At 47.4% G+C, this 22,962-nt stretch carries 20 protein-coding genes; 4 read left to right on the forward strand and 16 right to left on the reverse strand.

What is annotated here, in order from left to right; translation table 11 throughout:
* Window positions 1-64: 64 nt before the first annotated feature.
* On the forward strand, window positions 65-301 hold the full coding sequence (locus tag DCO16_RS02200) for a hypothetical protein (protein ID WP_173942146.1): 237 nt from the start codon (window positions 65-67) through the stop codon (window positions 299-301).
* Between the two features lie 36 nt (window positions 302-337).
* Here the strand turns inward: DCO16_RS02200 and DCO16_RS02205 are convergent, their stop codons facing one another.
* The 11 genes from DCO16_RS02205 to scpB all read right to left on the reverse strand — a co-directional run bounded on the left by DCO16_RS02205 (window position 338) and on the right by scpB (window position 14,342).
* The gene (locus DCO16_RS02205; RefSeq protein ID WP_173942147.1) at window positions 338-802 is read right to left on the reverse strand and encodes a helix-turn-helix domain-containing protein; all 465 of its coding nucleotides are present in this window, start codon (window positions 800-802) and stop codon (window positions 338-340) included.
* Window positions 775-1,113: a DUF4258 domain-containing protein gene (locus DCO16_RS02210; protein WP_173942148.1), complete on the reverse strand. Its 339-nt coding sequence runs from the start codon at window positions 1,111-1,113 to the stop codon at window positions 775-777. Before DCO16_RS02210 ends, DCO16_RS02205 begins: the two co-directional genes overlap by 28 nt.
* A gap of 203 nt (window positions 1,114-1,316) precedes the next feature.
* Entirely contained in the window at window positions 1,317-3,680 is a 2,364-nt protein-coding gene (locus DCO16_RS02215; protein WP_173942149.1) for a Tex family protein, read from the reverse strand.
* Window positions 3,681-3,779: 99 nt separating this feature from the next.
* The gene (gene typA / locus DCO16_RS02220) at window positions 3,780-5,597 is read right to left on the reverse strand and encodes a translational GTPase TypA (RefSeq protein WP_173942150.1); all 1,818 of its coding nucleotides are present in this window, start codon (window positions 5,595-5,597) and stop codon (window positions 3,780-3,782) included.
* A gap of 42 nt (window positions 5,598-5,639) precedes the next feature.
* On the reverse strand, window positions 5,640-6,551 hold the full coding sequence (gene truB, locus DCO16_RS02225; protein WP_173942151.1) for a tRNA pseudouridine(55) synthase TruB: 912 nt from the start codon (window positions 6,549-6,551) through the stop codon (window positions 5,640-5,642).
* A 2-nt stretch (window positions 6,552-6,553) separates the two neighbouring features.
* Complete coding sequence (gene rbfA / locus DCO16_RS02230; RefSeq protein ID WP_173942152.1) at window positions 6,554-6,934, reverse strand: 30S ribosome-binding factor RbfA; 381 nt, start codon at window positions 6,932-6,934, stop codon at window positions 6,554-6,556.
* A gap of 14 nt (window positions 6,935-6,948) precedes the next feature.
* On the reverse strand, window positions 6,949-9,708 hold the full coding sequence (gene infB / locus DCO16_RS02235; RefSeq protein WP_173942153.1) for a translation initiation factor IF-2: 2,760 nt from the start codon (window positions 9,706-9,708) through the stop codon (window positions 6,949-6,951).
* Between the two features lie 13 nt (window positions 9,709-9,721).
* Window positions 9,722-11,203, reverse strand: coding sequence for a transcription termination factor NusA (gene nusA / locus DCO16_RS02240; protein ID WP_173942154.1), 1,482 nt, complete (start codon window positions 11,201-11,203; stop codon window positions 9,722-9,724).
* Window positions 11,200-11,691, reverse strand: a complete 492-nt coding sequence (gene rimP, locus DCO16_RS02245; protein ID WP_173942155.1) for a ribosome maturation factor RimP — start codon at window positions 11,689-11,691, stop codon at window positions 11,200-11,202. Before rimP ends, nusA begins: the two co-directional genes overlap by 4 nt.
* A 173-nt stretch (window positions 11,692-11,864) precedes the next feature.
* The gene (locus DCO16_RS02250) at window positions 11,865-13,670 is read right to left on the reverse strand and encodes a pseudouridine synthase (protein WP_173942156.1); all 1,806 of its coding nucleotides are present in this window, start codon (window positions 13,668-13,670) and stop codon (window positions 11,865-11,867) included.
* A 6-nt stretch (window positions 13,671-13,676) separates the two neighbouring features.
* Complete coding sequence (scpB, locus tag DCO16_RS02255; protein ID WP_173942157.1) at window positions 13,677-14,342, reverse strand: SMC-Scp complex subunit ScpB; 666 nt, start codon at window positions 14,340-14,342, stop codon at window positions 13,677-13,679.
* Window positions 14,343-14,543: 201 nt separating this feature from the next.
* On the opposite strand from scpB, the gene DCO16_RS02260 reads away from it, so the two are divergent.
* From DCO16_RS02260 to DCO16_RS11175, 3 genes are read left to right on the forward strand one after another with little or no spacing between them, the layout of a single operon-like run.
* A complete protein-coding gene (locus tag DCO16_RS02260) occupies window positions 14,544-15,458 on the forward strand; it encodes a patatin-like phospholipase family protein (protein WP_173942158.1) in 915 nt (304 codons plus the stop codon).
* Between the two features lie 31 nt (window positions 15,459-15,489).
* Window positions 15,490-15,876 (forward strand): hypothetical protein, encoded by a 387-nt coding sequence (locus tag DCO16_RS11170; RefSeq protein ID WP_217426683.1) that lies wholly within the window; start codon window positions 15,490-15,492, stop codon window positions 15,874-15,876.
* A 48-nt stretch (window positions 15,877-15,924) separates the two neighbouring features.
* On the forward strand, window positions 15,925-16,437 hold the full coding sequence (locus DCO16_RS11175) for a hypothetical protein (protein ID WP_217426684.1): 513 nt from the start codon (window positions 15,925-15,927) through the stop codon (window positions 16,435-16,437).
* A 26-nt stretch (window positions 16,438-16,463) separates the two neighbouring features.
* Here the strand turns inward: DCO16_RS11175 and DCO16_RS02270 are convergent, their stop codons facing one another.
* The 5 genes from DCO16_RS02270 to DCO16_RS02290 all read right to left on the reverse strand — a co-directional run bounded on the left by DCO16_RS02270 (window position 16,464) and on the right by DCO16_RS02290 (window position 22,939).
* Window positions 16,464-17,153: a C40 family peptidase gene (locus tag DCO16_RS02270; protein WP_173942159.1), complete on the reverse strand. Its 690-nt coding sequence runs from the start codon at window positions 17,151-17,153 to the stop codon at window positions 16,464-16,466.
* Window positions 17,154-17,311: 158 nt separating this feature from the next.
* A complete protein-coding gene (locus DCO16_RS02275; protein ID WP_173942160.1) occupies window positions 17,312-18,973 on the reverse strand; it encodes an ABC transporter ATP-binding protein in 1,662 nt (553 codons plus the stop codon).
* Window positions 18,970-19,995, reverse strand: coding sequence for an ABC transporter permease (locus DCO16_RS02280; RefSeq protein WP_173942161.1), 1,026 nt, complete (start codon window positions 19,993-19,995; stop codon window positions 18,970-18,972). The genes DCO16_RS02275 and DCO16_RS02280 overlap by 4 nt, the downstream gene beginning before the upstream one ends.
* Complete coding sequence (locus DCO16_RS02285) at window positions 19,992-21,056, reverse strand: microcin C ABC transporter permease YejB (RefSeq protein ID WP_173942162.1); 1,065 nt, start codon at window positions 21,054-21,056, stop codon at window positions 19,992-19,994. Before DCO16_RS02285 ends, DCO16_RS02280 begins: the two co-directional genes overlap by 4 nt.
* Before the next feature lie 11 nt (window positions 21,057-21,067).
* On the reverse strand, window positions 21,068-22,939 hold the full coding sequence (locus DCO16_RS02290) for an extracellular solute-binding protein (protein ID WP_173942163.1): 1,872 nt from the start codon (window positions 22,937-22,939) through the stop codon (window positions 21,068-21,070).
* Between the last annotated feature and the right edge of the window lie 23 nt (window positions 22,940-22,962).

Consider the following 22,962-nt stretch of genomic DNA (forward strand, 5'->3'; position numbering starts at 1 on the left):
TGTTGGGTCTCCCTTTAAGCAATACCAGGCCGTCTATTCGACGGCCTTTTTCATTGGATAAGACATGAGTATTTTTCTGCTGATACTGGCGCCAGGGCTGATTGGGATCTACTGGTTGATTCGACTACAAATCTGTCTGTCGCGGATGCGCTACCTCATAGATACTTATGGCATGGATCGTAAGAAACTTCGTAAGCTCAGTTGCAAAGAAGTGAAATTACTACGAAATTCGATTGACGAGCGGAGACATACGAATGATTCAATGGGATTAGACACACTCATCAAACCCTTTAGGGCCTGAGCTTCTTGCTAAAAAAAGCTGGGTAGATCACATCTTTTACGCAATCGCTTTTTCTACATCCACTAAATCTGATCTCCAGCCCTTATTACGAACCTCTCGAACCACAATCTTTTGATGAATGAGTCTTTCTACTGTGCTGATTCTGGTAATGACGGATCGGATGGTTTGATTGCCATCGGCATGGTCGGAGTATAAAACCCGTAACATTTTATCGGCCCACTTTGGTACTCGGCCATGTTTTTCCCAGCGAGCAACAGTTTGGGCATCAATCCCCATCATTTTTGCTAAACCAGCCTGAGATAAGATCATTCCACCGCTACGCAGATACCGAAATTCAACCCCGGTAAGTGCGCTCGATTTATTGATCAGGGCCAAGCAAATCACCTTGATTAAGCCATCAATATCATGGATAGCAATGCCCTTGCCATAGGGAGTCTTGCGAACCTCAAAGCCATTTTGAAGCCAGACGTTTTTTAGGCCGCCATCAGTGTAATGAAGCATTTTATTTTCCATAAAACCCTAAATACTGTTATCACAATCACTCCATTAGATGGAAAATCGACATTGACCACCACTGATATGTTGCTACCGCCACAATATCGCTCCATTTGACACTGCATACCGCGATGCCTGAGGTCCGTCTCTGGCTCTCGCTTAAGTAAGCCATGCCGTAGTACATCAAATACCATTGCATTGGTAATCTTGCGTTCACGCATTCGAATACTGGCGTGAAGGGTAATCGTTACGTTAATGGACTCTTCTGCTGCATGTCGAATTTGCATTTGAATTTGGCTCTTACTGAGCTTACTCACTTGCGCTACCTATCAATTTGATAGGCCTCCATAATATATCATTTTGATAGGGCGTGTGCATTAGGTTCCATTGAGGCGATGAGAAAAATTACGCTATATAGGTAATTTTAATGAGGCAAATAAGCCTCATGCCTCAGTGGGTAATAGCTATTCGCATCCGTCAAAAAGGTTAATGACTTTTTTGATAGATAACTTGAATGCTTTCAAGACTTCAATTTACGCAAAGCTTCAGCCATAGCATTATTGATAGGAGGCGTAATTCTTCTATCCTCCTGAGGTCTTCTTAGCTCAGGATTTTTTGAGGGCTTTGCTTTATGAGACATGTTTTGCATTGGCTTTGAGCCGCTCGTCTTTGGCGCTTCATCTGAGAGACGCATAGTCAAGGCAATCCGCTTGCGCTGTTCATCGACTTCAAGCACTTTGACTTTAACAACCTGCCCTGCCTTCACAACTGTGTGCGGATCTTTTACAAAGGTATTTGCTAAAGCAGAGATATGGACCAATCCATCTTGGTGAACACCAATATCCACAAACGCCCCAAATGCAGCTACGTTGGTCACTACCCCTTCTAGAATCATCTCCGCCTTAAGATCGCTGATTTTCTCAATACCCTCTTTAAACGTAGCTGTTGTGAACTCTGGCCGCGGATCACGTCCTGGCTTTTCTAATTCTTTAATGATGTCAGTGACTGTCGGCAGCCCAAACTTGGCATCAGCGTATTTTTCCGGCTTCAGACTATGCAGTATTCCAGCATCACCAATCACCTCCTTGACCCCTTTCTGAATATCTTTCAGAATCTTTTCCACTAAAGGATAGGATTCGGGGTGAACCGCTGAGGCATCTAAGGGATCAATGCCATTCATGATGCGTAGAAAGCCAGCGGCTTGCTCAAAGGTTTTATCACCTAAACGCGGCACACTGCGTAATTCTGCTCGAGATTGAAAGGCGCCATGCAAATCCCGATAGGCGACAATGCCTTCCGCTACCGTAGCACTTAAACCCGATACTCGAGCTAGCAAAGGGGCTGATGCCGTGTTCACATCTACCCCGACAGCATTGACACAATCTTCCACAACAGCTAATAAAGACTTCGCTAACTGGGTTTGCATCACATCATGCTGATATTGACCTACCCCAATCGACTTAGGATCAATCTTGACTAATTCTGCTAAAGGATCCTGCAACCTTCTTGCAATCGACACTGCCCCACGTAAGGAGACATCCATATTGGGCAACTCCTTTGACGCATATTCTGAGGCAGAGTAGACGGATGCCCCAGCTTCAGAGACCACAATCTTCGTTAACTTGAGCTCTGGTTTAGCTTGCATTAAGTCCTGCGCCAACTTGTCGGTTTCTCGCGAAGCCGTGCCGTTACCAATCGAGATAAGTGTCGCTTGATGCTTTTCTGCCAACTTAGCCAGAGTATGTAAAGATCCGCTCCAATCATTTTTAGGTTGATGGGGATAGATCACCTCTGTATCTACAACCTTACCAGTAGCATCGACTACCGCGACCTTGACGCCGGTTCGCATCCCCGGATCTAAACCAATCGTGACTTTGGGGCCGGCAGGTGCAGCCAAGAGCAAGGCCTTCAAGTTACGAGCAAAGACGTTAATTGCTTCAACTTCAGAGCGTTCACGTAAGGCGCTCATCAACTCAGACTCTAGATGCATAGAGCACTTAATACGCCAAGTCCAACGCACAGTCTCCCCCAACCACTGATCAGCAGGGCGGCCTTCATTTTTTATCTTAAATTGATTGGCAATGCGGGATTCACATGGATTGTGAGGGGCATCCCACCTGGGTTTTTCTGCTTCGGTATCTAGGCGAAGATTGACCATCAACATTTGCTCGCGACGGCCTCTAAATAAAGCTAGGGCCCGATGCGATGGAATTGCGGAGATGGGCTCAGAGTAATCAAAATAATCTGAGAATTTTTCACCCTCTTGCTCTTTGCCGGCAATCACCTTGGACTCTACAACGCCGTGCTCTTGCAAATAAGTTCGAAGCGATTGCACCAAACCAGCATCTTCGGCAAAGCGCTCCATCAAAATTTGACGGGCACCTTCAAGAGCGGCTTTAGCATCAACTACGCCAGGGTTCTCACCCTGATCAGAGGTAAATGCCTCTTTGAGATATTTAACCGCCTCTACTTCTGGCTCAAGCATAGGATTAGCAAGTAAATCATTAGCCAGAGGCTCAAGCCCGGCCTCTAAAGCAATCTGTGCCTTAGTCCGCCGTTTGACTTTATAGGGCAAGTAGAGATCTTCTAAACGGGTTTTATCTTCTGCCAGCATGATGGCTTTGAGCAACTCAGGCGTCATCTTGCCCTGCTCTTCAATCGATGCCACAATCGCTTTGCGTCGCTCCTCTAGCTCCCGCAAATATCCCAAGCGATCTTCCAGCAAACGTAACTGAGTGTCATCCAAACCTCCCGTAGCCTCTTTCCGATAGCGGGCAATAAAGGGAACAGTAGCGCCCTCATCCATCAATGCTATGGCAGCCGCTACCTGGGCGGGTTTGGCGGATAACTCTTGGGCAAGACGTTGTTCAATAGAGGGCAGCATATGGGTATGTATTGGGGAATATTTATTATTTTGACAACTACATAGATAAAAGCCACCCGAAGGTGGCCTCTATCTCAGCATCATTTCTGATGTACGCAATTACTCGCGAGATGCCTTCTTGCGATCATGCTCTTTCAAGTAACGCTTACGCACACGCACACTCTTAGGCGTGACTTCAACGAGCTCATCATCACTAATGAATTCCACTGCGTACTCGAGAGTTAGGTCGATTGGAGTAACTAAACGCACTGCCTCATCCGTACCCGATGAGCGCACGTTAGTTAATTGCTTACCTTTAATTGGATTGACTACCAAGTCGTTATCACGACTATGAATCCCAATCACCATACCTTCGTACACGGGGTCACCGTGTTTTACAAACATACGGCCACGATCTTGTAATTTCCAGATGGCATAAGCAACTGCCTCACCATCGTCTTGACTAATCAGTACACCGTTATGACGCTCGCCAAAAACACCATCCTTAGCAGGCGCATAACAATCAAAGGTGTGACTGAGTAAGCCATTGCCACGGGTCATTGTTAAAAAGTCGCCTTGGAAACCAATCAAACCACGTGCCGGAATACGGTACTCTAAGCGCGTACGACCTTTACCATCACTCACCATATCGAGTAACTCACCCTTACGCTTACCGAGCTCTTCCATCACGCTGCCTTGAGTCGCATCCTCTAGGTCAACCGTGAGGTTCTCGTACGGCTCCATCTTGACACCGTTTTCTTCATGGAAGACAACGCGTGGACGGGATACTGCCATCTCATAGCCTTCGCGACGCATGGTTTCAACCAAAATCGTCAAATGTAATTCGCCACGACCTGAAACCTCAAAAACAGTATCGTCATCAGTTTGACGAACACGCAGAGCCATATTGGCTTTTAATTCGCGATCTAAACGCTCACGAATTTGACGGCTCGTGACAAACTTACCTTCACGACCCGCTAGAGGACTCGTATTCACCATAAAGTTCATAGTGAGTGTAGGCTCATCAATCTTCAGCATTGGCAGTGGATCTGGTTTATCCGGTGCACAAACTGTCGTTCCAATTGCTAACTCTTCAATACCGTTGATCAAGGCAATATCACCTGCATAAGCCTCTTCAACCACCTCTCGCTCCAAACCTTTGAAGGTGAGTACTTGATTAATACGGCCCTTAAATGGAGTGCCATCAGGACCATTCATACACACTACTTCCATACCGGCTCTTAATTTGCCGCGATTGATTCGTCCAACACCAATTTTTCCAACGTAACTGTTGTAGTCAATCGAAGAAATCTGGAACTGTAAAGGACCATCGACATCATCCTCACGCACGGGGACGTACTTGAGAACCGCATCAAATAAAGGACGCATATCACCAGAGCGGACATCATCAGTCATACCTGCATAGCCATTTAAGCCAGATGCATACACTATTGGGAAATCTAACTGCTCTTCAGTTGCACCCAATTTATCAAAGAGCTCAAAAGTAGCATTAATCACATAGTCAATTCGTGCGCCTGGACGATCTACTTTGTTAATCACAACGATTGGCTTGAGGCCCAGTGCGAGTGCTTTCTTAGTAACAAAACGGGTCTGAGGCATTGGACCTTCGACCGCATCTACCAAGAGCAACACGCCGTCTACCATAGAGAGCACACGCTCTACTTCACCACCGAAGTCAGCATGTCCTGGTGTATCTACGATATTGATATGCGTACCGTCATACTCCACAGCACAGTTCTTAGACAAAATAGTAATGCCACGTTCTTTTTCTAAGTCGTTTGAATCCATGACCCGTTCAGTCATTTTTTCATTAGAGCGGAATGTGCCAGATTGACGCAAGAGCTGGTCAACCAAAGTAGTTTTACCGTGGTCAACGTGGGCGATGATGGCAATATTACGGAGTGCGCGTTTAGTCATGTGAAGCTTCTAAAGTTAAAAAATAAGGTTAATAAAAAGTGATTAAGGTGTTTGTGAAATCAAGCGCTTCGGGTGCAACACTCCAGAGCGCCAATCAGCAGTGCCAATAAAGTTATGGGGAGCAGCAGTAGCCCGATAAATACGTACAAGGGCTTCTATCGAAGGAATACCCAAAGGAACGCGTTGACCGAGTCCGAGGCGCTTCGCTTGTTGCTCATCAATCGTAATATGCGGCAAAGTCTGCAAGAGGGCATCGACCGGTAAGATATAAGTAGAGCTATCCTGCAAGCCTTGCTGAATACTTTCCAACGCAAAGGACTGCTCCAAGCTTAAGTGACCGACTTCAGTTCGACGTAAGCCCACTAAATGGGCGCCACATCCTAATGCCTTACCGAGATCTTCTGCGATCACCCGAATGTAAGTACCCTTACTACAACGCACTTCTAAAGTAGCCTCAGGCCAATTAATCTGCGTCCAACGAATTGCATGGATCGTAATATTGCGTGGAGTACGCTCTAATTCAACACCTGCGCGGGCATATTCATATAAAGGTTTACCATCGCGCTTGAGCGCTGAATACATCGGTGGCACTTGAGAAATTGGGCCCATAAAATTGGGTAGTAAAGCATTTAACGCTATAAGAGTAGCAGCCTCATCAGCAAAGCTAGGTAAGGGCAGCTCTTCGATGACTACACCTTCAGCATCGCCCGTGTCGGTACGTTGGCCAAATTTGACCTGCGCAATGTAGGTCTTATCTGCCTCTAGTAAGTCTTGAGAATACTTTGTGGCCTCACCTAAACAAATCGGCAGCAAACCAGTAGCCATGGGGTCTAGTGTGCCGGTGTGGCCTGCTTTGTCTGCATTAAAAGCACGCTTCACAGCTGTCACAGCACCTTGCGAGCTCATGCCAGCAGGTTTATCAAGCAATACTACGCCGTCGATACGTACAGACATCTTTATACGTTCTCGTCTTTGTGATCGCTACGGTCATCACTACGCACTGCTTGATCAATGAGTTGGGACATTTCAATACCGTGCTTTACAGAGACGTCGTAATGAAAATGTAATGTCGGCACAGTATGAATATGCAATCGCTTGAACAATAAAGAATGGAGGTAGCCTGCTTTATCCTGCAGCGCCTTTAAGGCTACTTCGGGCTCGGCACCTAACACTGTAAAGAACACTTTTGCATGTGCCAAATCCGGGGTGAGCTCAATACTTTGCAAGGTAATTAAACCCAAGCTAGGACTACGTAACTCACGGGGAATAAGCTCGGCCAAGTCTCGCTGGATTTGATCAGCGAGACGTTGGTTGCGATGCGGACTGGTTTTATGCATTAACTCAGGAACGCTTAGAGTGTTCTAGCCACTTCAGTGACTTCAAACGCTTCCAATTGATCGCCTTCTTTAATGTCGTTATAGCCTTTTAATGACAGGCCACACTCCACACCAGCGCGCACTTCTTTGGCATCATCTTTGAAGCGCTTGAGAGAATCCAATTCACCTGACCAGACAACAATATTGTCACGCAAGAGACGAACACTCGACGTACGCTTGACCACGCCATCGAGCACCAAGCAACCCGCAATGGCGCCAACTTTGGATACCAAGAAGACTTGACGAATCTCCACCATACCGGTGATTTCTTCTTTCTTGTCTGGCGTCAACATACCGCTTAAGGCTGCTTTCACTTCATCGACCGCATCATAAATAATATTGTGATAACGAATCTCCACGCCATTATGTTCTGCTAGCTTACGTGCTGCACCATCTGCACGGGAGTTAAAGCCAATGATTGTAGCCTTAGAAGCAACCGCTAAATTGACGTCCGTTTCAGTAATACCACCTACTGCTGCATGAACAATTTGCACCTTCACTTCAGCTGTAGAAAGTTTTTGCAGTGACTGCGATAAAGCCTCTTGTGAACCCTGAACATCAGCCTTGATGATTAACGGTAAGAGTTTGGCTTCAACAGCGCCCTCTTCCATATTTTCCATCATAGTTTCTAGCTTGAAGGCCTGTTGTTTTGCCAACTTCACGTCACGGAACTTACCTTGACGGAAGAGTGCAATCTCACGGGCCTTACGCTCATCTGGCACTACTTGAACAGACTCACCAGCAGCAGGTACTTCAGATAAACCTTGAATCTCGACCGGAATGGAAGGGCCTGCCTCATTACATGGCTTACCATTTTCATCTAGCATGGCACGAACACGGCCGTAGGTAGATCCTGCTAACAGCATATCGCCTCGCTTGAGAGTACCGGACTGAACAAGTACGGTAGCTACTGGGCCACGACCTTTGTCTAAACGCGCCTCAATGACCAGGCCTTGAGCTGGGGCAGCTTGCGCTGCTTTGAGCTCCAAAATCTCTGCTTGTAACAATACGTTCTCGAGCAAAGCATCAATACCTTCGCCAGTTTTAGCAGAGACGGGAATAAATGGCACATCGCCACCGTATTCCTCAGGCACTACCTGCTCAGCAACCAATTCAGTTTTAACGCGCTCAGAGTTCGCTTCGGGTTTATCGATTTTGTTAATAGCTACAACAATCGGTACACCAGCCGCTTGCGCATGATGAATCGCTTCTTTCGTTTGCGGCATCACACCGTCGTCAGCCGCCACTACCAAAATCACAATATCTGTTGCTTTAGCTCCACGAGCACGCATAGCCGTAAAAGCCTCGTGACCTGGAGTATCGAGGAAGGTAATCATGCCACGCGGTGTTTCTACATGGTAGGCACCAATGTGCTGAGTAATACCACCCGCCTCGCCCGTTGCTACTTTAGCGGCACGAATCTTATCGAGTAAAGATGTTTTACCGTGGTCAACGTGACCCATCACCGTGACTACAGGTGGACGTGGAAGTAACTCAGCATCATGACCAGCGGTACCCAGATCTAAATCTGGATCCTCTAACTTAGCAGCATGGGCTGTGTGGCCCATTTCTTCTACGATGATCATGGCTGTATCTTGATCCAAGATCTGGTTGATAGTGACCATCTGGCCCATACCCATTAAGAGCTTAATGACTTCTGCACTCTTCACAGCCATGGCATGCGCTAGCTCGGCAACCGTAATGGTTTCTGGAACCTGAACGTCGTGCACTACTTTTTCTGTAGGAACTTGGAAATTGGTGTCTACGTTCGCTTCAGCAATTTGACGTTGCTTTCTTCTGCCGCCGCCTGAACGCCAACCGCCTACACCACCTAAGTTATCACCACGGGTCTTAAGGCCAGTGGGCTTCTTAGCGCCTTCTTCTTGCCATGTTGAAGAGGTTTCAGCAGACTTAATCGTCTTACCGCCCACTTTAGCAACCGCTTTTTTCTTATCTTCTGCACCTTCAACTTTGGCAGGCTTATGTAATGTGCCCTTCTTCGCTTCCTCAGCGGCAATTTCACTCGGCGCCTTGAGCACACGCGCAGGCGCACTCATCATGTCACGAATGGCCAATGCTTCAGCCTCAGCGGCAGAGCGGCGCTTGGCGATCTCAATTAACTGTGCCTTACCAGCTTCTGCCAATTCTTTAGTAGCTTTGTCAGCAAGTGCTTTTTTCTCTTGAGCAGCGCTATCACTGGCCTGCTTTGCTTTACCCGGTGCAAGCTCAGCAGCACTAGCAGCATCCGCTTCTTTTTGACGAGCATCTACTGTCGCCTTCATTTCTGCTTCTTGACGAGCTAGCAACTCTGCTTGGCGAGTTGCTTCAGCAGCACGTTTTTCTAGCTCTTGAGAAGACAGGATTGATGTAACCGGTGCTTGAGTAGCAGCCACCACTTCCGGAGCCTCTTCCACTGCAGGAGCTGCAGCTTCATCGCCACGTTTGACTAAAACTCGCTTCTTACGCACTTCCACCTGAACTGTACGAGTACGTCCAGCAGAATCCGCCTGACGAATTTCAGAGTTCTCGCGCTTAATCAGCGTAATCTTTTTACGATTACCCGTATCGGCACTGCCGTGCGCTTTTTGCAAATGCTCGAGCAACACCGTCTTATCTTTTTCGGTGATGCTGTCGTCCTCAGAACCTTTTTCAACACCAGCAGCTTTTAACTGCTCCAAAAGATCTGGCGCGGTACGTTTTAATTCTTTAGCGAGTACTTTTACTGTTGTTGCCATGTACTACTTCCTCTCATGAAGTAAACCAATGTTCGCGCGCTTTCATGATGAGCGTTTTCGCAGTTTCTTCGTCAATTTGTGTCGCCTCAACCAGCTCATCAACAGCTAGTTCAGCTAAGTCGTCACGCGTGTTCACTTGATTGTCAGCAAGCTTAGCAATCAATTCAGTGGTCATTCCCTCGAGGGAACGTAAATCTTGTGAGACTTCGCCAACACGCTCTTCTTTAGCCAACTCCATAGTCAATAAGGAGTCACGTGCACGAGTACGCAGTTCATTGACAGTATCTTCATCGAAAGAATCGATTTCTAACATCTCAGAAAGGGGTACGTAAGCAACCTCTTCTAAAGTATTGAAGCCTTCTTCAATCAAGATATCAGCCACTTCTTGGTCAACGTCCAGTTTGTCCATAAACAATTGACGAACAGAAGAAGCTTCTTTCTCGGTTTTCTCTGCAGACTCTTCGGGAGTCATGATGTTAATTTGCCAACCGGTTAAGTCACTCGCCAAACGCACATTTTGTCCGCTACGGCCAATTGCAATCGCCAAATTCTCTTCATCTACTACGACATCCATCGCGTGACGCTCTTCATCCACCACAATGGATGACACTTGAGCTGGGGCCAATGCACCGATCACAAACTGAGCAGGATCTTCAGACCATAAGACGATGTCTACCGCTTCGCCAGCCACTTCGTTACGTACCGCTGTAACACGGGTACCACGAACGCCAACGCAAGTACCGATAGGATCAATACGCTTGTCATAAGTAATGACCGCAATCTTTGCGCGGATTCCAGGATCACGAGCTGCACCTTTAATCTCTAATAAACCCTGTTCCATTTCAGGGACTTCATTCTCAAACAACTTGATCAAGAACTCTGGGCAAGTACGGGAAAGCTCAATCTGTGGACCACGGGCTTCACGATCAACTTTTAGGATATAAGCACGCACACGATCGCCAGAACGTAAGTTCTCTTTCGGAATCATCTGATCACGGCGTAATAGGGCTTCTACACGGCCAGACTCAATGATCAAACCATTCTTATCGGCACGTTTGACTGTACCGGTCATGACTTTTTCGCCACGATCTAGGTAATCATTCAGAATCTGCTCACGCTCAGCATCACGAATACGTTGCAAGATGACTTGCTTAGCCGCTTGGGCACCAATACGGCCAAAGGCTAAGGATTCAATTTGCTCTTCGATGTACTCACCGACTTCCATATCGGTAAATTGCTCTTGAGCCTCGAAATGCAGGATCTCTTTATCTGGCTCTTGCAGACCGGCTTCATCGGGAACCACCAACCAACGACGGAAGGTTTCGTATTCACCGGACTCACGATCAATCAACACCCGAATATCTACATCTTCTGTTGTATAGCGTTTTTTAGTAGCTGACGCCAAGGCCATTTCTAGTGCCTCGAACACAATTTCAGCATCAACGTTCTTTTCACGCGCTAAGGCGTCTGCCAACATGAGAACTTCTCGACTCATGACTTTCTTCCTTTGAAATCAATAACAGGGACTAACCGAGTCTTATCGACCTCGGCTAAAGAAAACTCCAATTGAGACTCGGCACCATCGGTGCCTTCAAACAACAAACCAAACTTCGCATCTGGTGAATTCAACTCACCACTTAACAAGCCTTGCAACACACCACGAAAATTCTTACGATTACCAGCGGCAACCCGCAACTTCAAATCTACTTCCATTCCGGAGAAACGCTCAAAGTCAGCCGCCGACTTCACCGGACGATCTAGCCCTGGGGAAGAAATCTCCAAGCGCTCAAAAGGAATGTTCTCGACTGGCAATGTGTAGCTCAGTTGATGACTCACTTTTTCGCAATCCAATACCGTAATCAAACGCTCATAATCTGGGTTTTCAATTGTGACACGCAGTAAACCCCCCGCTTCGCGCTCAATCTCTACTAGCGCGTAACCTAAGTTTTCTACCTCCGCAGAAATAATCCGCTGATCTTTCACGACAACCCTTCAATACAAAACGGCAAAAAAAAATGGGCTTCAAAGCCCATATTCTCGAAATTCAGAACAGGCCGACTTACGTTGATCGCAACATCAGTCGGTAACCACTCAAAACAACAGCAAACTACTAACAGTCCAAAATTATAGCCGATTTAGAGGAAAACTCATCAAAATCAGAAGCTTTCGCCCGGATCTCGAGGTTTTCTGGGGCCTTTATTGAAGGGTTTGCGCCCTTTTGGCACCCCCCGCTTAGGTCCATTTCCGGGGCTTTGGGGGCTTGCAGTCACAAAAGCAGACTGTCCATGATGGACTTTGTTGCCTTTATTGCGATTTTGGCCTTGAGCTCCCTGACCACCGCCTTGACCACCTGCACCGGGTCGACCGCCCTGCGTACGACCTCGGAAAGGCCCTCGTCCTTCTCCAGATCCACCACTGCCATTGCCATTGCCGCCCCCTGGTTTACCGCCTCTTCCCTGATGAGTCAGGCTGTGATGGCCGCTCGCTTGGGTTAAAGCATCTCGCGAGCCCCAATAAGACACCGAGGTTTGCATGGGGTCTGGCTGGAAATCCCCTGAGGGAGCAGTATGTCTATCACGACCTTGTGCATTTGGGTTACGGTTCTTATCCGTAGGTTGAGGCATTCTTAAGCCAGCAGATTTCATCAAGTTAAAGATGCCACCTGCTTCAAGCTCTTCCCATTTACCCCGTCTTAAACGCGGGGGGAGCAAGAAAATACCATAACGAGTTCGCAGCAAACGCGAAACGGTGTGCCCTACTGCCTCAAACATCCGGCGTACCTCGCGGTTACGACCCTCTGTTAAGGCAACGTGATACCACCGGTTCGCACCGTCACCGCCGCCCATCGAAAGACGTAAGAATTTTGCTTGGCCATCATCTAAGGTGATGCCGCTTTTTAATAGCGCCGTATTTTCTTGGCTCAATTCCCCTAAAATGCGAACCGCGTATTCACGCTCCACTCCATAGCGCGGATGCATCAGGCGATTAGCTAATTCACCGGAAGTAGTGAACAACAACAAGCCTTCAGTATTGAAGTCCAAACGGCCTACCGCAATCCAACGACCTTGGCGCGGTTTAGGTAAGCGATCAAATACCGTTGGGCGACCCTCTGGATCCGATTGACTGACGATTTCACCGGCAGGCTTGTGATACAAAATAACGCGCGGTGGTTTTGTCTGAATCTTGCGGTGTACAGGTTTGCCGTTAATTCGCACTTGATCCGTGGGCCCAATGCGTTGACCAATATGCGCAGGCAAACTATTCACCGAGACGCGCCCTTGAATAATCAGATCCTCCATATCGCGACGTGAACCCATCCCGACATCAGCTAGTACTTTGTGCAACTTGACAGTATCTTCGTCATCCGCATCGTCATCTAAACCATCAAGATCAGACCACACTTCATCACGCAAACTCAGCGGCAAATCATCTACGTTTGCAAACTGCAAACTACTCATCTCATCTTCACTAGGTACATCAGCATCTTCATCATGACGTACACGCTGCGCACGGCGCTCAGCACCCGTTTGATGAGAGATCTCATTCTCATTCATGCCATCTGGATTCTTTTGCTCTTCGACTTCTGGAGCATCTAAGGCGGCATCAAATTCCCCAGAAACTACGGAAGCAAACAAAGCTTCGATCTCCGCTGGGTTGGGTGCAAGCTTGACTACCGCATTACCACCGCCTTCGCGAGGGCCATTCGTATCACCACCTTCTCTGCGTGGGCGATCTTTATTAAAAGGACGTTTTTTGTTAGCCGGATGCCTACCCGTACCTGTACCTCCGCCTGCACCAGGCCCAGAACCTTGGCGACGTGGGCGGCGTGGTCCGCCTTCGCGACCCTCTCGTCCATCTATCTTTGCTCCTTCGGCTTGGGGAGCAGCCGCATCAACACTAGCAGCGGATTGATTCGCAGAAGGCGGAATGGAAGATGGATCGTTTTTGTTAGAGCTTGTCATTAATAATTATTTTTGTTCATCTGTGGGTTTATCTTGTAGCTCTTCTATAGAGATATCAATGATTTCTTGGGTTGCATCTTCAGCGATCACGACTGTCTCGACAGTTGCTGATGCGTCAAACTCCATCACTGCTTGACCTAAGTGTTCTGCAGCTGCCATGGGTGCTGCATCTTCTAGCATCGGCAAGTTTTGTAAATTCGTGAGGCTTAAGTCATCTAAAAACTGTTTGGTGGTGGCATACAAACCCGGCCGGCCCACTGTCTCTTTATGACCAATGACTTCAACCCAGCCACGATCTTCTAATTGCTTCATTACATTAGTGCTCACAGTAACACCCCGAATTTCCTCAATCTCACCACGTGTCACGGGTTGACGATAGGCAATGATGGCCAAGGTCTCCATCACTGCACGCGAATACTTTGGCGGCTTTTCTGGGGTAAGGCGATCAAGATACTCACGCATAGACAAGCGACTCTGAAAGCGCCAGCCCGTGGCAATATGCACTAACTCCATACCTTTATCATCCCAAGCTTTTTGAAGCTCAAGCAAAGCATCATCAATTTCACTAACAGTAATGTCCTCAGTAAATAAACGTGTGAGGTCATTTACGGTCAGTGGCTCTTGCGCGCACAAGAGGGCTGTTTCAATTACGCGTTTTTTGTGATCGTCCATAAAAGTCGGGTTATCAGACAACTGTCTGATGTGGCTTTAAAAAATGTAATGCGCTAATGGGTTGGTAGTGTTCGTTGGTGGTATTTTTTAGCTTCTACGGGCATTTGATCTCTAAAGTCATGTGGAGAGCTAGCCGCACTAAAACGAAGTCCTTTTCGTACACCTGCTGTCATTATAGGGGAGGCTCAATACAATAGCTATATGTACGAAATAACACCCCAATCCCCGCACCCCCCTTTTGAGATCGAAGAAAGACGCCGTTTTTTAAGTCTAGGGCTTGGTTTAGGGGTATTAATCAGCGGATCTGGACTGACAGGCTGTAGCCTCATGAGTAGTCGCAAACCCGTCATTGGCCTCGCTTTAGGTGCTGGCGCTGCCCGGGGTTTCGCCCATGTTGGAGTGATTAAAGCCCTAGAGGCTCAAGGCATCAGACCCGATATCGTGGTTGGCAGCAGCGCAGGCAGCATGATTGCCGCCCTCTTAGCCTCTGGAGCTACCGGCAGTGAATTGAACCGTTTGGCTCTCAATTTAGATGAAGCCACTATTGCAGACTGGGGCCTGCCTTTCTCCGGAAGATTTGGCGGACTCATCAAGGGGGATGCCCTTCAAGCGATGGTCAATCGAGAGGTGCAAAATAAACCCATCGAACAAATGCGTATCCCACTCGGCATTGTCGCTACCGAATTACAGTCTGGCAAAGGGATTTTATTTAGATCTGGCAATACCGGATTAGCAGTTCGTGCCTCTTGTAGTGTTCCGGGCGTCTTTCAACCAGCCGTGATTAGCGGTAAAGAGTATGTCGATGGTGGCTTGGTTGCTCCAGTGCCCGTCAGTTACGCAAGGCAAATGGGAGCGACTTTCGTCATTGCCGTCAATATTTCCTCAGAACCAGGCTACCAAGATGCTAGTGGCACATTCGGTGTCATGCAGCAAACCATCTCCATCATGCAGCGAAGTATTAACCAATATGAATTAAAAGATGCAGATATTGTCATTACCCCGCACCTAAAACAGATGAGTGCGAGCGACTTTAAGTCCAGAAATGCGGCCATCTTAGCCGGTGAAGTGGCAGCTCAAGAGCAAATGACGACCCTAAAAGAAAAACTCAAAGGATAGTTTTATAGTATCGGTTCTCCATAGTTTGCCCATGAAATTCTTTCATCTCCTTTCAAAAATATATTTAGCACTGGCATTACTTCTGCCAGCCCAGTTTGCACACGCACAGTTTTCAAGCGCAGTAAATAGCTACCTCAAAAAGCGCACGGATGCGTTCATGACGATTACAGCTTACTCGCTCACCCCGGATGTCACGACCGGCTCCTTATCGATCAAAGATAAGGGTGGTGAAAACACTAATCTTCAAATGATTTCATTAGGTGGCGGAGATCGTATCAGCGCAAACTTTCCGCTCTACCTCGAAGGCACCATTGCAGTGAATCGCTTTAATCCAACTTTTACTGATGGAATTGGTGCAAGCAATGTCACCGTACCCGTTCATTGGAACATTATTACAGGCACCGGCGGTGTTGGCTAGGACTTTCCATTCACTGATAACTTGCGCATTAGGCCTATCGCCAATGTCATGTTGGGTCACGTGGAAAGTGATATATCGATTGCCTCTCGCTATCTCAGTAATCAAAAAGGAGTGGACTTGCAATTTTTGGATGGTGGTCGAATGAATGCCTATGGATTGGGGGGCTCACTGATGCTGGACTATGAAGACTACAAGCCCGAACGCGAATATGACGCTGAACTGCGTTACACCAATATTGCAATGAATACGTTTGATACCTCAGCAGCTGTGAAAGGCTCAGCAGATTCTCAAAGCTTAGGACTCTGGGCACGCACGAGAATTCCGACACCCCTCACAGTATTGGAGCGGCCGTTGCGTGCCGTATTTGAAGTGGCTCACACCGAATTTTTAGGCAATCTTCGGGGTGCCTTAGGATTTAATTCACTCTCTTCAGTGGGCACCGGTTTTGAAATCGATCGAAGTGCTTCAGACCCTATTTTTAGCAGAGTCAGAGTCGTATTTCGGTATCAATTTGGTCAGAATATCCGCGGGACATCGATCGGCTTAGCTGCCAGTTTCTAACAGTGCTGCAGTACGCAGTACCTTAATTACAGATTGCGAGACTTGCGCTTAAGTTTATTGACTTCATTGAGCAACTCTTTGCGCTCTGCATCACCTAAGTTATCACTACCATCCAAACGACGGGCACCATCAAAGCGTTTGTCCCAATAGAGACTGCTGAGATCATCCACACGAACGTTCGTACCTTTTGATGGAGAGTGAATAAATTTATTGTCGCCTACGTAAATCCCTACATGGGAAAAAGTGAGGCGCATCGTATTAAAAAATACCAAGTCGCCGGGCTGTAATTCTTCACGATTAATCGGCTTGCCCATACGGCTCATTTGAGTTGACTGACGCGGCAATAAAAAGCCCAACTTATCCTTAAAGACATAGCCCACAAAACTACTGCCATCTAAACCGGATTGCGGTAACTCTGTATCCCAGCGATAACGAACACCAATGACTTCCATCGCACGATTAATTAATTGGTCCGATTTTCCTGTTACAGAATCCGCTAAACGATCAGATACGCGAGCAAAGTAAGAGACACCCGCCTGAAACATGGTTTCTTTAGCAACTTCTACGGAAGTCTCTTTGGAAACATCCGCAACTGGATCCACTGCAAAGGTAGAGCCTGCACTCAGGACAAGAAAAGTAGCGAGCGCTGCTGGCAGCTGCTTTGCTAAGCGCTTTACAGAAATCCCTTGGGGGTTGAGGTCTTTAAAAAATGACATTGCTCGAGTTTAACAAAGAAGCGGCATTTAACCAAATATCCCAATTAAAGCTAAGTACTTGTTTTTGTTGGATTATTTGCAGTAAGCGCTTATAAATAGCCCTATATTGGTGCCTTTGTGGCAACTTCGTGGCATCTTCGTGACAACTTCGTGCTTTGTTAGCTGAGCTCTGCAGCCGCAAATAAGGCTTTGGTATAGACCTGACGGGGATGATGAATGAGTGTTTCTGTATCACCAAACTCGACCACCTTACCTTCCTTGAGCACCATCACTTCATGAGACATAGCACGAATCACTGCCAAATCATGACTAATCATCAAATAAGCCAAGTTGTACTTCTTTTGCAGCTCCGTTAGCAAGGCAAGCACTTGCTTTTGTATCGACACATCTAAGGCCGAAGTCGGCTCATCCAACACCAAGATCTGTGGCTTCAAAATTAATGCGCGTGCAATTGCAATACGCTGGCGCTGACCACCAGAAAATTCATGGGGGTAACGGGTGAGCGCAGAACGATCAATACCCACTTCGCGCAAGATATCTACGACGCGCAATTCACGCTCAGTAGCGGATAGATTGGGGAAGTGCACATCCAATCCCTCCACAACAATATCCATCACACTCATACGAGGAGAAAGTGAGCCAAAAGGATCCTGAAAAATCACCTGCAAGCTTGAACGCATCGCGCGACGCTCTACAGGCTTCAATCTCTGCCAGTCACTTCCAAGGACATCGACTACGCCAGTAATCTGCGCAGCAGAATCTCCCAGCAAACCTAAAACCGCCATACCTAAAGTCGTTTTACCAGACCCGGACTCCCCAATCACTCCGATGGTCTGACCCTGCTTGAGTTCAAAACTGACCTTACGCAATACTTGATGGCGTGGTGCAGATTTGAACCACGTAGTAGACTCAGTGCCAGGATAAGAAACGGATAAGTTATCGGTCTTTAATAGTACTGGCGCCAAAGGCATCACCGGCGCAATGTCACGCACTGGCTCGCTATTGACTAGGGCTTTGGTATACGCATTTTCCGGATGCTGGAACACTTTTTTGGTGGGGCCCGCCTCCATCAAATTGCCTTGATTGAGCACCGCAACCCGTTGCGCAAAATGCTTCACTAAATTAAGATCATGTGTAATCAATAAGATAGCCATACCGCCATGGTCTTTAGATTCTTCTTGAAGTTCTTTTAATAGATCCAATATCTGTAATCGTAAGCTCACATCCAAGGCAGTAGTCGGCTCATCTGCAATTAAGAGTCGTGGCTTACAAGCCAAAGCCATAGCAATCATGGCACGCTGGCGTTGACCTCCAGATAATTGATGCGGGTATGCATGAAAGCGTTTCTCAGGCTCTGGAATACCAGTCTTCTTTAGTAATTCAATCGCGGCAGACATCGAGTCTGCTTTAGAAATCAGTGGCTGATATACCTGCACAGCCTCAACAATTTGATTGCCAACTGTAAACAAGGGATTGAGAGCAGTCATCGGCTCCTGAAAGATCATGGCAATCTCCCGCCCCCGAATCTCTCGAATATCTTGCATTGGCAAGGACAGTAAATCACGAGGAGCGCCGTCACCTTGCCCCCCTTGTTGTGCGCTACCACTCCACAAAATACGGCCTGATGCTTTCGCGCTCTCCGGTTCGAGTCTGAGCGGCGCCAATGCAGTCAGCGTTTTGCCTGAACCTGATTCGCCCACCAAAGCAACCCGTTCACCCACACCAATGTCTAGATTGAGGTGACTGACTGCAAATTTCTCGCGACGGCCTGCACCAAATGAGATTGAGAAATCTTCGTAGCGGAGCAAAGGGGAACTCATGAGCGCCCCCCACTCATCCTATTTGCCTTACGAGAATCAAAGGCATCGCGTAGGGCCTCACCCATGAACGTCAGTAGCAGTAAGGTGGCCACTAAGACAACAAAGGTCGATAAAGAAATCCACCACGCATCTAAATTACTCTTCCCTTGAGAGAGCAATTCGCCCAAGCTAGGCGTCCCCGGGGGGACACCTAAACCTAAAAAATCTAAACTGGTGAGCGACAAAATAGCAGCACTCATTCTGAAAGGAAGGAAGGTAATCACCGGAGTCAAGCTATTAGGCAAGATATGGCGGCGCATAATTTGCAAATTAGTCAGACCTAATGCTCGCGCAGCCCGCACATATTCCAGTGCGCGGTTACGAAAAAATTCAGCGCGCACATAGTCCGATAAACCCATCCACCCAAAAGCAGCAAGCAAAATTATCAGTAGCCAAATGCTGGGGTTAAAAATAGAAGCAAAAATAATCAGCAGATAGAGCTCTGGCATCGCTGACCAAATTTCAATCAATCGCTGAGTGATCAGATCAAACCTACCCCCAAAGAACCCCATTAAAGAGCCGGTAATGATGCCAACGCTCACGCCCACAACAGTCAAAGCCAAGCCAAATAGGATAGATAAACGAAAACCATAAATGAGTCGGGCTAGAACATCGCGCCCACGGTCATCGGTACCTAACCAATTATCAAAAGAAGGTGGCGCAGGATTGGGTACTTTGGAAAAGTAATTGAGCGTCTCATAACTATAAGGAATGGGCGGGTAAATGGCCCAGTTTCCTTTGGTGGTGATGTTCTGCCGTATATCTGGATCTAAAAAATCGGCTGGGGTGGCGAAGTCACCGCCAAATACTCTTTCCGCTTGGGGTTTGATAATCGGGAAGTAAAACTTTCCTTCGTAACGGACGATCAAAGGCTTATCGTTCGCAATCAACTCAGCGCCCATGCTTAAACCAAATAGGATCATAAAAATCCATAGGCTAGCGTAACCCATGCGACTGTTTTTAAATCGCTGCCACCGAGTCATGAGCCACCCCCAGCACCAAACTGAATACGGGGATCGATATAGACATAACAAAGATCAGAGATGAGCTTCGTAAACAAGCCAATCAGGGTAAAGAGATATAAGGTGCCAAAGACTACTGGGTAATCCCGACGCATCACCGATTCATAAGCAAGTAGCCCAAGGCCATCAAGCGAAAATAATGTTTCGATCAGCAATGAACCGGTAAAGAAGGCGCCAATAAACGCTGCCGGAAATCCAGTAACTAATGGCAGTAGCGCGTTACGAAATACATGCTTCCACAAGACCTGTTTCTCGGTGAGCCCTTTGGCTCTGGCAGTCAAGACATACTGTTTACGAATCTCTTCCAAAAAAGAGTTCTTCGTTAACATCGTGACTACTGCAAAACTACCTAAGACCGAGGCGGTAATCGGCAGCACCAAGTGCCACAAATAATCCATGACCTTACCCATCAAGGTCAGCTCACTCCAATTATCTGAGGTGAGGCCCCGTAGTGGAAAGATCTGTAAGAAACTACCTCCCCCAAAAACAACCAGTAGCAATACGCCCAATACAAAACCAGGGATAGCGTAGCCCACCAAAATCATGGTGCTCGTCACCGCATCAAAACGGGAGCCATCACGCACTGCCTTGGCAATTCCTAACGGGATCGAGACGATATAGGTGAGGAAGAAAGTCCACAAACCAATGCTGATAGAAACCGGTAATTTAGAAACCACTAACTGCCACACACTTTGATGTTGGTAATAGCTCTGTCCTAAATCAAACTGGGCAAAACGTTTTAGCATCATGAAATAACGCTCTAGGGGTGGCTTATCAAAACCATATAAGGCTTTGACTTGAGCCAAACGCTCTGCATCGATTCCCTGTCGACCGCGATACGTACTACCTCCGCCCGATGACTCGGCACTACTTACAGCAGCATCGCCCTTCCCTTTTAACTCTAAGATGAGTTGCTCGACTGGACCACCCGGTACAAATTGCACCACGGCAAAAGTCAACGTTAAAACACCCAATAAAGTGGGAATCATCAAGAGCACACGCTTGAGAATATATGACCACATTTGCCCTTGCATTACTTGGCCCCCGCTTTCCACCAATTGAGCAAAATCCAGGATTCAGCGGTGTAATACAAAGGAGGCTCGGGATAGCGCATCTCCTTACGATACGCGATGCGGTGGGTAGGGTTGTACCACTGAGGAATGACGTAATAACTATTCCACAGCACGCGATCTAAAGCCCTGGTGGCAGCACGCAATTCTTCTCGGGTTTGCGCTCTGACAATCGCCTCTACTAGAGCATCTACTACAGGGGATTGCACCCCAATGACATTGTCAGATCCCTTTTCTTTCGCGGCTTGACTACCGAAGCGATCCCACAATTCATTTCCGGGGCTTTGCGAGTCCGGGAAACGAATCGTTGTCATGTCAAAATCATATTCATCCATACGCTTTTGATGCAAAGCAAAGTCACTAGTTCGGATATCTACCTGGATACCTAACTTTTCTAGATTGCGTACATAAGACGAGATGACCCTTAAAAAGAAAGGGCCGTCTTCTACCATTTCAAAACGAAAGGGTTCATCCTGCATATTCCGCAAGGCACCATCGCGATATTGCCAGCCTGCTTGGGCTAATAGGTCACGGGCTTTACGTAAATTTTGACGCAAACTCTCTGGCGACGCTGTAGAAGGTGCAGCAGGCATTGGCCCAAAGACAACGTCAGGTACCCACTTGGGATATTGCGCCTTTAGTGGTTTGAGTAATTTGAGTTCAGCCTCAGTAGGCTTTTGAGGGCCATCAAAATTAGCACTGAGATCACTGTTCGTAAAGTAGCTATTGATACGACCATATTGTTCAAAGAATAATTGTCGATTGAGCCACTCAAAATCGAGTGCATATCCTAAGGCTTGGCGCACACGCGCATCTTGAAAAATGGGTCTGCGCACATTCATCGCAAAACCTTGCATGCCCGCACCATTGTGATTGATGAATGCCTTCTTTAATAAGGTGCCCTCATTAAAGCGCGGACCAACATAACTTCGCGCCCAGTTTTTAGCGCGATACTCCACCAAGGTATCAAACTCACCCGCCTTAAAAGCTTCTAAACGCACCGCATCATCGCTGTAAAGCTTGTAGACCACTCGGTCAAAGTTAAAAAAGCCCACACGTACATTTAAGGTCTTACCACCTTGATCAGCCCAGTAATTGGGGTTGCGCTTAAAGACCATGGTCTTACCCGCTTTGTAAGAATCAATCACATAAGGGCCACTACCTAGGGGATGCTCAAAGGTCAACTTATCAAATGGGGTCATCGTGCCATCTGGCTTCTTACCCCACTGTTGAGAAAAGATGGGCAAAGTACCCACCATGACTGGCAACTCCGGATTGCGATTCTTAAAATCAAAACGTATTACGCGATCGGATACAACGACTGCCTGCTTCACATCGGCATATACCGTCTTAAATTGTGGATTGGCTAAGGGACTCATCAAAGTATCAAAACTATGCTTCACATCACTAGCCAGAATAGGACTGCCATCCGAAAACTGCGCCTCAGGACGAATCCGAAATACCACCGACATCTTGTCCGCTGCCACAGCAATATCTTCTGCGATCAATCCATAGGCGCTAGATACTTCATCAGCACTCCCCACCGCTAAAGACTCAAACATGAGCTGAGAAACCCCAGGGGCTGTCACACCACGTAAGGTGTATGGATTGAATTTATCAAAACTGGTGCGACGATCCGGATTTGGCAGGGTCAGCGTGCCGCCCCGCGGTGCATTGGGATTAACGTAGTCGAAATGGCTAAATCCATCGGCATATTTAGGTTTGCCATATTGGGCTATTCCCTGTCCGGCATGGCCTGCAGTCGCCATCAGCCCGATCAAAGAGGCCAATAGCAGTAAAACAGGGATTTGCCGGTTAAGGGAGAACATAGTCATATGTGCAACAATTGTAGATAGCA

It is taken from the genome of Polynucleobacter antarcticus, assembly GCF_013307245.1.
GTDB classification, from domain to species: Bacteria; Pseudomonadota; Gammaproteobacteria; order Burkholderiales; family Burkholderiaceae; genus Polynucleobacter; species Polynucleobacter antarcticus.

Excerpts from the sequence above, each read along its gene's own strand:
- nusA (WP_173942154.1), bottom strand. The coding sequence starts at position 11,203 with ATGAGTCGAGAAGTTCTCATGTTGGCAGACGCCTTAGCGCGTGAAAAG.
- DCO16_RS02270 (WP_173942159.1), bottom strand. The coding sequence starts at position 17,153 with ATGTCATTTTTTAAAGACCTCAACCCCCAAGGGATTTCTGTAAAGCGC.
- DCO16_RS02205 (WP_173942147.1), bottom strand. The coding sequence starts at position 802 with ATGCTTCATTACACTGATGGCGGCCTAAAAAACGTCTGGCTTCAAAAT.
- rbfA (WP_173942152.1), bottom strand. The coding sequence starts at position 6,934 with ATGCATAAAACCAGTCCGCATCGCAACCAACGTCTCGCTGATCAAATC.
- DCO16_RS02280 (WP_173942161.1), bottom strand. The coding sequence starts at position 19,995 with ATGACTCGGTGGCAGCGATTTAAAAACAGTCGCATGGGTTACGCTAGC.
- DCO16_RS02200 (WP_173942146.1), top strand. The coding sequence starts at position 65 with ATGAGTATTTTTCTGCTGATACTGGCGCCAGGGCTGATTGGGATCTAC.
- DCO16_RS02285 (WP_173942162.1), bottom strand. The coding sequence starts at position 21,056 with ATGTGGTCATATATTCTCAAGCGTGTGCTCTTGATGATTCCCACTTTA.
- DCO16_RS02260 (WP_173942158.1), top strand. The coding sequence starts at position 14,544 with ATGTACGAAATAACACCCCAATCCCCGCACCCCCCTTTTGAGATCGAA.
- DCO16_RS11170 (WP_217426683.1), top strand. The coding sequence starts at position 15,490 with ATGAAATTCTTTCATCTCCTTTCAAAAATATATTTAGCACTGGCATTA.
- DCO16_RS02215 (WP_173942149.1), bottom strand. The coding sequence starts at position 3,680 with ATGCTGCCCTCTATTGAACAACGTCTTGCCCAAGAGTTATCCGCCAAA.
- scpB (WP_173942157.1), bottom strand. The coding sequence starts at position 14,342 with ATGGACGATCACAAAAAACGCGTAATTGAAACAGCCCTCTTGTGCGCG.
- DCO16_RS02275 (WP_173942160.1), bottom strand. The coding sequence starts at position 18,973 with ATGAGTTCCCCTTTGCTCCGCTACGAAGATTTCTCAATCTCATTTGGT.
- DCO16_RS02290 (WP_173942163.1), bottom strand. The coding sequence starts at position 22,939 with ATGACTATGTTCTCCCTTAACCGGCAAATCCCTGTTTTACTGCTATTG.
- infB (WP_173942153.1), bottom strand. The coding sequence starts at position 9,708 with ATGGCAACAACAGTAAAAGTACTCGCTAAAGAATTAAAACGTACCGCG.
- truB (WP_173942151.1), bottom strand. The coding sequence starts at position 6,551 with ATGTCTGTACGTATCGACGGCGTAGTATTGCTTGATAAACCTGCTGGC.
- typA (WP_173942150.1), bottom strand. The coding sequence starts at position 5,597 with ATGACTAAACGCGCACTCCGTAATATTGCCATCATCGCCCACGTTGAC.
- DCO16_RS11175 (WP_217426684.1), top strand. The coding sequence starts at position 15,925 with ATGTTGGGTCACGTGGAAAGTGATATATCGATTGCCTCTCGCTATCTC.
- DCO16_RS02250 (WP_173942156.1), bottom strand. The coding sequence starts at position 13,670 with ATGACAAGCTCTAACAAAAACGATCCATCTTCCATTCCGCCTTCTGCG.